The following is an 11,711-nucleotide window of genomic DNA, read 5'->3' as shown; positions in this document are numbered from 1 at the left end:
AGTACTTTTCTCGGATATTGATCGAGATGGTAAGCCGGAGTTGCTCGTGGGAAATGATATGGATGCCCCCGATATTATATATCGCTGGAAATCGGGGCGTTTCCAAGTAGCTAAAGCCGATAGTAACCTGCCAGCTTACAGTGCATTTAACACGATGAGTATCGCCAGTGGCGACCTCAATCGAGACCAGCTAATTGATTACTTTAGTGTTGATATGTCTTTTGGCCAAGAGGGTGGTTTGGACTATTGTCAGCAGGCTGGCATTGCAGACTTACAGGCGTGTAGAGCTTTGCTTTCACTTGATCAGGCTGTCAAATCTGGGCAAGTTGGTATCTGTCAATATTTGGCTGAGAGCAAGAGAAAACAAGACTGTCTTCAGGCGCAGCTTATTCAACTGGCCAGGCAATCAAGGCAAGACGATATTTGTAGTCTCATGACTCAGGAAAACAAAGTGGCTGAGTCTTTATGCCGAGCTGCCAGTAAAGTAATTCCCCCAAAGCAAGCTATCAACTATTCACTATACCCTAAGGGTGTTCAGCGCAATGTCTTGTCTATGTCCTCGATGGGCGGCTGGCAAGAACTTGCTGAAGACTGGGCTGTATCAGAAAGTTATTGGAGTTGGCACAGCAAGATAGCAGACTTGAATAATGATGGCTGGAACGATATTTATGTTGGCAACGGTTATATGTTTGGTGGAGCAGGGCGGCGTACCCAGACCAATGTTTTGTATATGAATAAGCATGGCGAAGGAATGTACCGAGCAGAAGCGGAAATGGGCTTGGAAGATTATCTAAATACCCCGAGCTTTGTGACGGTTGATTTTGACCGGGATGGTGATCTCGATATCATCTCCCAACGAGTTGCTGCCGACCATGGCGTCTTCATCAATCAGACTCGAGAGCCGGGTATATTGATCGATCTAAGACTTAATGGGCAAACGGTATTGGGCTCCAGCGTGCAATTGCTCGGTCATTCTCTTGATGATGAAAGCACGGCGCAGTTATCTCAGCAAGTTCTTGGAGGTGGTTTTCTTAGTTTTGATGAGCCTCTTGCTCATTTTGGTATGGCAGAAAAACAAAGCTATCAGCAGCTTCAGATAAAGTGGCTCAGTGGTAGCAGAGAAAAACTAGATTTCCTCTTTCTCCCTGCGCGTTATTACCTAATCGAGTTTGATAAGTAGCGATTCTAGAACAGTCTATTCCGGTTGAGTGCATGACTAATTGTTCCAAATTAGGTGAAAATCACAGTGTCTGAAATTGAAATGTGAATAATATTCAGATACTGTCTCGTTCTCGGTTTTTTGCTGTTCCATTTTGTCGTTCAAATTTCTGGATGGGTAAAGACCTTGTTCTATTGAAAATAATAAAGGAAGTACCATGAGTTCACGAATAACCCGACTATTCTTCTTTACGCTGATACTTGTCGCAAGCGCTCTGCCAGCGAATGCCAGTAATTTAACGCCGGTTAAATTTTGTGTCTGGGACCCTGTTGGTGCTAATGGGCCGTTTATTTCTTTTTTGAAGGAAACAAAGCTCAAGGCAATAAGTTGGGGGATTGATTTGCAAATGGAAGCCTATACGGATGAGAAAGTTGCTTCGAATGACTTCCGTTCAGGCGAATGCAGTGCCGTTTTATTAACCAATATTCTAGCAAAAGACTTCGTGCCTTTTACCGGGGCTTTTGGTGCTCCAGGCGCTATTCGTACTTTAAAAGAATTGAAAACATTGTCGAAATCCTTATCGAGTAAGAAAGCAGAGAAGTTGATTTCCAATGGCAAGTACCAGATGGCTGGGTTGTTTCCAATTGGCGAGATTTATACCTTTGTTCGAGATAAGAGTAATGTGGATATATCAGCAATTAGCGGCAAAAAAGTGTCTATTTTGAATGCTGATGTAGCCAGTGAGCGATTTGCCCAAGTGGTTGGTGCATCGCCGGTACACACTTCGTTGGCTACTTGGGGTGGGCAATTCAATAATGGCAACGTTGACGTAATGTTTGCGCCCGCGTTGGCTTACAACACGTTTGAGTTATACAAAGGTTTGGGCGAAACTGGCGGAATTGTTGACTTCAATATTCTTTATGCTGTGATGGAAATGGTCGTCAATACTGAAACAGCCCCAGCAAATTTTGCTCACAATATGCGCCAGCATGCGCTATCTCGATTTAATGAACTCGAGAATACAGTTAAGCAGGCACACAGTGAAATTCCACAGAAGTACTGGGTGAGTCTCGATGATGTAAGAAAGTCAGAGTATGAAAACCTTTCTAAGAAGATTCGTTTAGCCTTAAGAGATGAAAAAGCCTACGACGCAAAAGCTATCTCAATATTGTGGAAGATCCGTTGTAAATTTAATCCATCTGCGACAGAATGCGCGACTCCGGAGTAGTTGCGCAGAACACTGCTCCTAGAGACCTTGTAGCTTAGTAGGAGTAGTGATGCCTTATACAGCAAAATTTGTTGATGGAAGTTTATTCGAATCACCTATCACAAAAGTCGTTTGTGTCGGGCGTAATTACGCAGAACATGCCAAAGAGCTTAATAACCCCATACCTTCTGAGCCGATTCTGTTTATTAAACCAGGGTCGGCTGTCGTCTCTTTAAGTGAACCTTTCACTATTCCAGACACAGATTGCCACTATGAGGCAGAGATTGCCGTATTGATCGGAGAGACGCTATCTAATGCAAATGCCGAACAAGCGGAGCAAGGAATTGAAGGCTTAGGTTTGGCGCTTGATCTAACGCGGCGTGAGCTGCAGTCAAAGTTGAAAGAAAAATCCCACCCTTGGGAAGTCGCCAAAAGCTTTGATGGTGCTTGCCCGCTCAGTGAATTTGTTCCGTTAGGGAACTGTACAGCCTTAAACCAGCTTGAGTTTACCTTGAGTATCAATGGAGAGTTGCGACAGCATGGTAAGAGTAGCGATATGTTGAACCCGATCGCGCCACTTATTGCGCATATGAGTACCTTTTTCACGCTCAACCCAGGTGACGTTGTTCTTACCGGAACGCCGAAGGGGGTGGGGCAGCTACACAAAGGGGATCAGTTGTCGCTAAAGTTTGGCAAGAATTTAGCTTTTGATACTAAGGCAATCTAAATTTAGCTGCTGACTTCGGTGTCTCCCATTCCCCCAGCTGCCGATTCTCTATATAATTGCGGGCTTTTTCGATATTAGGAATTAGCCCGCGTGCCTCAGACTCAAACCCGTTCTTCTGAACTTGCTAGCAGTGCATCAAGTAGTGAGTCAAATTTGCAGACGATAGCTGATTTTATTCGTTACACTTTTTCGAGTTTGAATCGTGAACAGGTTTATTGTGGCCATGGTACTGACAACAACTGGGATGAGGCAGTCAGCCTGGTTCTTCAGTTATTAGATCTGCCTTGGGATTTTTCGACTGAACTATGGTCTTGTCGTCTGGCAGACGAAGAGAAGGCGCTTATCTTAGATGCGATTAAGCGCAGAACAAAAGGCCGAGAGCCACTGGCTTATATCACCAAACAAGCTTGGTTTTGTGGTTTGCGCTTCAATGTCGATGAGCGAGTGCTCATACCTCGCTCTCCGATTGCCGAACTCATCGAGCATCATATGGAACCTTGGCTATTAAATGAGCCTGAGCGAGTGCTTGATTTATGTACCGGAAGTGGTTGCATCGGCATCGCTGCCGCTTTGGAGTTTGAAGAGGCGCAGGTGGATTTGTTTGATATATCAGTCGATGCCCTGGCCGTGGCAAAGTCGAATATTGAATTGTATGAATTAAATGACCGGGTTCAGGCGTTTTCCTCTGATCTTTTCAGTGCTTTGAGCGATCCTTCGCAGTTCTCGGATGGTGAACATGTTCGTTACGATTTAATTTTGTCGAATCCGCCTTATGTTGATCAAAACGATTTTGACAGCATGCCCGAAGAGTATAGTGCTGAGCCTGTATTAGGCTTGGTTGCAGGGCCTGACGGGCTGGATATTGTCAGACGAATTCTAACGGAAAGTGCGAAGCACTTAAGTGATGACGGCCTAATGATTGTCGAGGTTGGAAATAGTTGGGAAGCGTTAGAAGAGGCTTATCCTGATTTTCCCTTTACTTGGGTTGAGTTCGAACAGGGTGGGCACGGCGTGTTTGTGATTCGCGCACAAGAATTAAGAAACTACCCTTGGGTATAGAATTGAATATTATTGTTGAACGCTCAAAAGCGTTTAACTAGAGAAAGAGGCAGATAGTATGTCGGGTAATACGTTTGGAAAGCTTTTTACAGTCACTTCTTTTGGTGAGAGCCATGGAAAAGCGATAGGCTGTATTGTTGATGGTTGCCCTCCGGGGATAGAGCTTAGTGAAGAAGATTTACAGGTCGACCTTGATCGTCGGAAGCCGGGCACATCGCGCTACACTACGCAGCGTAAAGAGGCTGATGAAGTTGAGATCCTTTCTGGTATCTTTGAGGGGAAAACAACGGGAACGCCCATTGGTTTGTTGATTAAGAATACGGACCAGCGCTCAAAAGACTNCTCGAATATCGCAACGACCTTTAGACCTGCGCATGCTGATTATGCTTACAACCAGAAATATGGCTTCAGGGATTACCGCGGGGGCGGTCGTTCTTCTGCTCGAGAAACAGCAATGCGTGTTGCAGCGGGTGCTATCGCTAAGAAATACCTGAAACAATCGTTTGGTATTGAAATCAACGGTTACTTGTCCCAGCTTGGTCCAATTAAAGTTGAGAAGGTGGATATGTCTATCGTCAATGACAATCCATTTTTCTGCCCTGACGCCGATAAAGTCGGTGAGATGGAAGATTATATGAAAGCGCTGAATAAAGAGGGTAACTCTATTGGCGCGAAAATTTCTGTTGTTGCACGCAATGTGCCGCCAGGTTTGGGAGAGCCGATCTTCGATAGGCTAGATGCCGAGCTGGCGCATGCCTTCATGAGTATCAATGCCGTAAAAGGTGTGGAAATTGGTGCAGGTTTTGATTGTATTGAGCAAAAGGGCACAGAGCATAGAGATGAGATGACGCCGGAAGGGTTTCTTTCGAATCACGCGGGCGGTGTCTTAGGCGGTATTTCAACAGGGCAGGATATTGTTGCGCATATGGCTTTGAAGCCGACCTCAAGCATTCATTTGCCGGGTAAAAGTATCGATACAGCAGGCAATCAGATTGAAGTATCAACCAAAGGGCGTCACGACCCATGCGTGGGTATTCGTGCTACGCCCATTGCTGAAGCGATGATGGCAATGGTTTTGTTGGATCACCTAATGCGCCATCGTGCTCAAAATGCTGACGTTGTCTGTGAAACACCGAGAATCTAAGACGGTATGAAAGTTTCTGATTTTGATTTTGACTTGCCGCCCGAGCTAATTGCTAACTACCCGACAGAAGAGCGAAGCCAAAGCCGTTTGTTGGTGGTCGAAGGTAGTGAGGGGAAACTAGCTCATCGATCCTTTGCTGATGTTTATGAGCTGGTTAATGAAAACGACTTACTGGTATTCAATGATACCAAGGTTGTTCCAGCGCGTTTGTTTGCGAAGAAAGAAAGTGGCGGCAAACTGGAAATTCTTTTTGAGCGAATGATTGATAGTCATACGTTTTTAGCGCATGTCAGGTCTAGCCGTTCCCCTAAAGAAGGTAGCAAGATTCTTGTTGATACCGACGATGGTAGCACGCAAGTAATCGAAATGAAGGGGCGACAGAATGCACTGTTTATTCTTGAGACCGAGTCTTTAGAGGTTTTTGATCTGCTTGAAAAGTACGGCCACATTCCTTTACCTCCGTATATTGAGCGTGGTGATGAGGATATGGATCAGGATCGTTATCAAACTGTCTATGCCGATAAGCCAGGCGCGGCAGCAGCGCCTACGGCAGGCTTGCACTTTGATGATGAGCTTATTGAAAGGCTTAAAGCAAAAGGCGTTGATACAGCTTTTGTTACCTTGCATGTTGGTGCTGGAACCTTCCAGCCAGTAAAGGTTGACGATATTAAAGACCACGAAATGCATTCGGAATGGATTGAAGTGACTCAAGACGTGGTTGATAAAGTGACTGCGACTCGTCGAAAAGGTGGTCGTGTTATTTGCGTCGGCACAACTAGTGTTCGTAGTCTTGAATCTGCCAGCCAGTCAGGCGAGCTTAAGGCTTTTACCGGTGATACTGAGATATTTATTTTCCCAGGTTATGAGTTTAAAAGTGTCGATGCACTGATTACTAACTTTCATTTGCCGAAATCGACCCTATTAATGTTGGTATCTGCATTTTCAGGCCAGGCAAATATCTTAAATGCTTATGAGCAGGCTGTTGCAAATAAGTATCGCTTTTTCAGTTATGGTGATGCGATGTTTCTAAATCCCTCTAGCGGGAATATTTCGGAGTAATACATTGAGTGAATCGAATTGTTGTATGTCCTTTAAGGTCAGCCAGACAGATGGCTTGGCTCGACGTGGAGAAATTGACTTTCCACGTGGGAAAATACAGACCCCTGCGTTTATGCCGGTTGGCACTTACGGTACGGTAAAAGGCATGCTACCTAAGGATATCGAAGAGATTGGCGCGGATATTATTCTCGGAAATACTTTTCATCTAATGCTAAGACCGGGCACCGACATTGTTGAGAAACATGGTACTTTGCATGACTTTATCCAATGGGATAAACCAATTCTGACTGATTCTGGAGGTTTTCAGGTTTTTAGCCTCGGAGATATGCGTAAGATCAGCGAGAAGGGTGTAACATTCAAGTCCCCTATCAATGGTTCTAAAGTAGAGCTGACGCCTGAAATCTCAATGGAAGTTCAGCGTAAGCTTGGTTCAGATATCGTTATGATTTTTGACGAATGTACGCCTTACCCTGCAACGGAAGAAGAAGCACGTAGTTCAATGGAGCTATCGATGCGCTGGGCTGAACGTAGTAAACAGGCTCACGGTGATAACCCTTCAGCTTTATTTGGCATTGTGCAGGGCGGAATGTATGAGCACTTGCGTGATGAAAGCCTGGAAGGCTTAGCCAATATTGGCTTCGATGGTTATGCCATTGGTGGCTTATCTGTTGGTGAACCGAAAGAAGAAATGATGAAGGTGCTTGATCATATCGGCTATAAAATGCCTGAAGATAAGCCTCGTTATTTAATGGGAGTAGGGAAGCCTGAAGACTTGGTTGAGTCTGTTCGTCGCGGTATCGATATGTTTGACTGCGTAATGCCGACAAGAAATGCTCGCAACGGCCATTTGTTTACTTCAACGGGTGTTATCAAGATAAGAAATTCAGCTCATAAAGAAGACCCATCTCCGCTCGATGAACAATGTGACTGCTATACCTGTAAGAACTTTAGTCGTAGCTATCTTCATCATTTAGATAAGTGTAAAGAGATGCTAGGCGCGCAACTCAACACAATTCATAACCTAAGATATTATCAGAACTTAATGAGTGGATTGCGTCAGGCCATCGAACAAGGTAAATTGTCGGCCTTTGTTGATACCTTCTATGCCCAAAGAGGCGAAACAACACCAGAATTAACAGCTGGCGCAGCAGAATAAAGTGTTGCTCAGTTAAAAAATTTTACTGCTAACTATTAGAACTAAACAAGGGGAACCCTTAATGAAATTAATCGCTAAAATTGGTCTGTTTCTGACTTTCTGCATGTACTCTGCGCTTAGCCTGGCTGAAGGCGCGCCTGTTTCACCTCAAGGCCCAAGTGCAATGATGCAGTTGGTATTCTTTGGTGGCTTTATCCTGATTTTTTACTTCTTGATGTGGAGGCCACAGTCAAAGCGTGCCAAAGAGCATAGAAATCTGGTTTCTGAATTAAGCAAAGGTGACGAGATTGTGACGAATGGCGGTATCGCTGGTAAGGTCACAAAAGTTTCAGAAGAGTTTGTTAAGGTTGAAGTTTCTGAGGGTGTTGAAATGAACATTCAGAAAGTAGCAGTTGCCTCAGCATTACCAAAAGGCACCTTAAAAGGTATCTAAATCAGTGTTAGTCGCTCACAAAGGGTGAGCGACTAGGCTAATCGAGATGTTTTTACGTTTGTTTAGGCTTTGTTCGCGTAACAGGGTCTGCGTCGTGATATAACACCTGCACACTCAATTACTTTGAATAATACCGAAAGGATCTGGAGCTAAGATGCTCAATACATACCCCGCGTGGAAATATATTCTCATACTGATCACCCTGGCATTGGGTGCAGTGTACTCATTACCTAATCTCTATCCTGATGACTTTGCTGTGCAGGTGACCGGAACGCAAAGCTCGCTAAAAGCAGACGATGCTCTACAGAAGCGGGTCGTTAGCGTATTAGAGAAAAATAATGTTGTTGTTAAGCATGCGGAGTTAAATGGTAATAACCTTTTGGTTCGTTTCTATGACAACGAAGCTCAATTATCTGCAAAAGAAGTCCTAAGCGATGTTTTGGGTAGTGATTATATTGCGGCGCTAAATATGGCACCAAGCACACCTGATTGGCTTAAGTCTATGGGTGCTGGACCTATGAAACTTGGTCTAGATTTGCGAGGTGGTGTTCACTTCTTACTCGAAGTTGATATGGATAAAGCTTTGAGTCAAAAGCTTCAAGTCTCAATGAGTGATATTAAAACAGCGATGCGTAGTGAAAAAATTCGCTATCGTTCGGTATTGGTTGAAGGCACTGATGGCCTCAAGGTTAAGTTCAAGTCTGAAAAGGAATTGGACAAAGCGGTTTCGCTTGCCGCATCAGAATATCGTCAGTTTACACGTACAACAATCGAAGAAGATGAAAGCTTCTTCTTATTGCTAAAACTATCTGAAGCGCGAATTAAAGAGATTGAAGATTATGCTGTTCAACAAAACCTGATTACGCTTAGAAATCGTGTTAACGAACTGGGTGTTGCTGAGCCTTTGGTTCAGCGTCAGGGGCGTAACCGTATCGTGGTTGAGCTCCCTGGTGTTCAGGATACGGCGGCAGCAAAACGTATTATTGGTAAAACAGCAAACCTGGAGTTTCGTCTAGAGGCTAAGTCGAGCGCTTCTAGCCGAGAAATGCAGCAGTTTGACTTCAAGAGTGAGAAAGGACGTACCGCTTACCTGGAAAAAGATATTATCGTCACGGGAAGCAATGTATCGAATGCTCGTGCGAGTTTTGATGAAAACGGAGTGGCACAGGTTAATATCGACCTTGACGGTAAGGGCGGTAAGTTGATGCTTGAAGTGACCAAGCGAAACTTAAAGCGCCGCATGGGTGTTTTATTTATCGAGCAGAAGTCTGAGCTAATTAAGAAAATAGTCGACGGTGAAGAAGTAACAGAGCGTCGTAACCGTGAGATTCGCCAGATTATTAACTTGGCAACGATACAGGGGGCGTTTGGTAACAGCTTCCGTATTACCGGTCTGGACTCAGCCACCGAAGCTGCTGAACTGGCATTGCTTCTTAGAGCGGGTTCGCTTGCAGCGCCAATTTACTTTGTTGAAGAGCGTACAGTTGGGCCTAGCCTGGGGCAGGCAAATATCGACGCGGGTTTGATGTCCGTTCAAATCGGTTTCGCTTTGGTCTTATTGTTTATGCTTGTTTACTACCGGGCATTTGGTGTTGTCGCGAATATTGCTCTAGCAATAAACGTCATTCTATTGTGTGCATTAATGTCGATGATCTCTGCCACACTTACCCTGCCAGGCATCGCTGGTATTGTACTGACTGTCGGTATGGCGGTTGATGCAAACGTGTTGATCTTTGCTCGTATCCGCGAGGAGCTGGCAAACGGTCTTTCTCCTCAGCAAGCTATTCATGCCGGCTATAGTCGAGCATTTGTAGCGATTTTCGATGCAAATATAACCACGTTGATTGCTGCGGTTATCTTGTTTGCGGTAGGAACTGGCCCGGTTAAAGGTTTTGCGGTGACATTGTCACTCGGTATTATGACTTCGCTCTTCACTTCTGTCGTACTGACGCGAGCGATTGTTAACTTGGCCTATGGCGGCCGTCAGCTGAAGAAAATTTCGATAGGGTAAGGTGCTCAGGATGAACAATACAATAGATTTTATGGGCAAACGTAAGATTGCCGCGGCATTCTCGATCATCTTATTGCTTGCCTCAATTACTTCGCTTGGTGTGAAAGGTCTGGCTTTGGGTTTGGATTTTACAGGGGGGACGCTGGTAGAGGTTGAATACCAAGAAGCGCCGAACCTTGAAGAAGTGCGTGAGCAGTTGCTTGCAGCGGGTTATGAGAAATTAGTTGTACAAAACTTTGGTGCAGCAACATCTGTGTTGGTTCGCTTGTCTGAGTCGTTTAACGATAAGGTTGGTGCGCAAGTCGCGAGCACCTTGTCTGCGAATGGTGTGCAGCTAGAGCTGACCAGAGCTGAATTTGTTGGCGCACAGGTTGGTGAAGAGTTAAGAGAGCAGGGCGGCATTGGCTTGCTGTTGGCCTTGGGTTTGGTCATGTTCTATGTTGCTGTCAGGTTTCAGTTCAAGTTCTCGGTAGGTGCTGTATCGGCTTTGATACATGATGTCATTATCGTTATTGGTGCTTTTTCCATTCTGGGTTGGGATTTCGACTTAACCGTATTGGCTGCTCTACTAGCGGTAATTGGTTATTCCTTGAATGACACGATTGTTGTATCCGACCGTATTAGGGAAAACTTCAGAAAGTTAAGAAAGTCAGAGCCTGATGAAGTCATTAACATTTCGTTGACACAAACTTTATCTCGAACCTTGGTTACATCGGCGACGACTTTGTTAGTGCTGTTTGCCTTGTACTTTCTTGGTGGTGAAATGATTAACGGCTTTGCTAAGGCGCTTTTGATTGGTGTGTTAGTGGGTACGTATTCATCTATTTATGTTGCTAGTAATGTCTTGTTGTCGATGGGTGTGAGCAAAGAAGATTTGATTGCTCCAGTTGTCGAGGACGAGGAAGGAAACGCTATTGATGACCAACCTTAAAGTCAGGTAGTCAAATACTAGCCATAAAAAAGGGAGCAGAAGCTCCCTTTTTTATGGCTAGTATTTAGCGCTCTCAAACGCGCTACCTTAGAGGCGTGTTTGAAAAGTATTAAAGCGCTGGACCAATGCTTTAAAGAGCTTTGGATTGGCAACGATGATTTTGTCTTCTTTATCGCTAAATACACCGCCGTTTAGTGTACCTGTCAGTGCGCCAGACTCCTGGCATAGCAGCAGAGCTGCTTCAAGCTCTTTAGCGTTTACCTTGGTTAGTATTGCTGCATCAATTTGGCCAGCGGCAACCATGGCGACATCAAGAGCATCGCAATTGCTAACCTGCATTTGACCGACATTGCTTCCCACTTCACTAATAAAGTCAGCAATGACGTGAGATTCGGCAGGTGAGTCGAATTGATTTATGGTATTGATTGCAACCGTCGCTTCAGCTAGCGATTTAGGAGAGGTACAACGAATTCTTCTGCCATTAAGTGCTGCTCCGCTTCCACGGCTTGCTGTGTATTCATCACCATTTGTCGGGTTAACAAGTAAGGCGTTTTGAGATTTTCCTGAAGACTTATGAACAAGTGAAAAAGCCGTTGCTGGGATTTTTCGTAGCAGGTTGTAGGGCGCGTGAAAGCCGTTAACTTGCCAGCTATCTTCTTTTACGTCGCTAGGTGTTTCATCGGGTGCGATAATGAAGTGGGTTGGGTTGGCTTTCTTTAGGCTATCAAAGAAGGTTTGAAATAAAGTAGATTCAAGATGGCTGACCAGCTTTTCATTAGCATTAGGGTCAGATTGGTTTGGATCATTTTTATCGATACTTTGATT

The 11,711-nt window shown here is 44.7% G+C and carries 11 protein-coding genes; 10 read left to right on the top strand and 1 reads right to left on the bottom strand.

Going from position 1 to position 11,711, the window contains the following annotated elements; translation table 11 throughout:
- The 10 genes from A3756_RS07720 to secF all read left to right on the top strand — a co-directional run.
- On the top strand, window positions 1-1,180 hold a 1,180-nt coding region (locus A3756_RS07720), incomplete at its 5' end, for a CRTAC1 family protein (RefSeq protein WP_156490353.1).
- Between the two features lie 196 nt (window positions 1,181-1,376).
- Window positions 1,377-2,387 carry a putative solute-binding protein gene (locus A3756_RS07715; protein ID WP_068510642.1) on the top strand — a complete coding sequence of 337 codons (1,011 nt, stop codon included), beginning with the start codon at window positions 1,377-1,379 and terminating at the stop codon, window positions 2,385-2,387.
- Window positions 2,388-2,436: 49 nt separating this feature from the next.
- On the top strand, window positions 2,437-3,093 hold the full coding sequence (locus A3756_RS07710; protein WP_068553251.1) for a fumarylacetoacetate hydrolase family protein: 657 nt from the start codon (window positions 2,437-2,439) through the stop codon (window positions 3,091-3,093).
- 90 nt (window positions 3,094-3,183) lie between these two features.
- Window positions 3,184-4,152, top strand: a complete 969-nt coding sequence (gene prmB, locus A3756_RS07705) for a 50S ribosomal protein L3 N(5)-glutamine methyltransferase (RefSeq protein WP_068553249.1) — start codon at window positions 3,184-3,186, stop codon at window positions 4,150-4,152.
- A gap of 58 nt (window positions 4,153-4,210) precedes the next feature.
- Window positions 4,211-5,296 (top strand): chorismate synthase, encoded by a 1,086-nt coding sequence (gene aroC, locus A3756_RS07700; RefSeq protein WP_068553247.1) that lies wholly within the window; start codon window positions 4,211-4,213, stop codon window positions 5,294-5,296.
- A 6-nt stretch (window positions 5,297-5,302) separates the two neighbouring features.
- Complete coding sequence (gene queA, locus A3756_RS07695) at window positions 5,303-6,355, top strand: tRNA preQ1(34) S-adenosylmethionine ribosyltransferase-isomerase QueA (RefSeq protein ID WP_068553245.1); 1,053 nt, start codon at window positions 5,303-5,305, stop codon at window positions 6,353-6,355.
- 25 nt (window positions 6,356-6,380) lie between these two features.
- A complete protein-coding gene (tgt, locus tag A3756_RS07690; protein ID WP_068510630.1) occupies window positions 6,381-7,511 on the top strand; it encodes a tRNA guanosine(34) transglycosylase Tgt in 1,131 nt (376 codons plus the stop codon).
- A gap of 163 nt (window positions 7,512-7,674) precedes the next feature.
- Window positions 7,675-7,944: a preprotein translocase subunit YajC gene (gene yajC / locus A3756_RS07685; RefSeq protein WP_231872197.1), complete on the top strand. Its 270-nt coding sequence runs from the start codon at window positions 7,675-7,677 to the stop codon at window positions 7,942-7,944.
- 154 nt (window positions 7,945-8,098) lie between these two features.
- Complete coding sequence (gene secD / locus A3756_RS07680) at window positions 8,099-9,955, top strand: protein translocase subunit SecD (protein ID WP_068553243.1); 1,857 nt, start codon at window positions 8,099-8,101, stop codon at window positions 9,953-9,955.
- A 10-nt stretch (window positions 9,956-9,965) separates the two neighbouring features.
- On the top strand, window positions 9,966-10,886 hold the full coding sequence (gene secF / locus A3756_RS07675) for a protein translocase subunit SecF (RefSeq protein WP_068510624.1): 921 nt from the start codon (window positions 9,966-9,968) through the stop codon (window positions 10,884-10,886).
- 87 nt (window positions 10,887-10,973) lie between these two features.
- Here secF and A3756_RS07670 read toward each other — a convergent pair.
- A partial coding sequence (locus tag A3756_RS07670) for an inositol monophosphatase family protein (protein WP_068553240.1) occupies window positions 10,974-11,711 on the bottom strand: 738 nt, incomplete at its 5' end.

The sequence above is a fragment of the Oleiphilus sp. HI0086 genome, assembly GCF_001635225.1.
This window is presented reverse-complemented; position numbering and strand designations above follow the sequence as displayed.

Excerpts from the sequence above, each read along its gene's own strand:
- A3756_RS07715 (WP_068510642.1), top strand. The coding sequence starts at position 1,377 with ATGAGTTCACGAATAACCCGACTATTCTTCTTTACGCTGATACTTGTC.
- A3756_RS07710 (WP_068553251.1), top strand. The coding sequence starts at position 2,437 with ATGCCTTATACAGCAAAATTTGTTGATGGAAGTTTATTCGAATCACCT.
- queA (WP_068553245.1), top strand. The coding sequence starts at position 5,303 with ATGAAAGTTTCTGATTTTGATTTTGACTTGCCGCCCGAGCTAATTGCT.
- tgt (WP_068510630.1), top strand. The coding sequence starts at position 6,381 with ATGTCCTTTAAGGTCAGCCAGACAGATGGCTTGGCTCGACGTGGAGAA.
- yajC (WP_231872197.1), top strand. The coding sequence starts at position 7,675 with ATGATGCAGTTGGTATTCTTTGGTGGCTTTATCCTGATTTTTTACTTC.
- secD (WP_068553243.1), top strand. The coding sequence starts at position 8,099 with ATGCTCAATACATACCCCGCGTGGAAATATATTCTCATACTGATCACC.
- secF (WP_068510624.1), top strand. The coding sequence starts at position 9,966 with ATGAACAATACAATAGATTTTATGGGCAAACGTAAGATTGCCGCGGCA.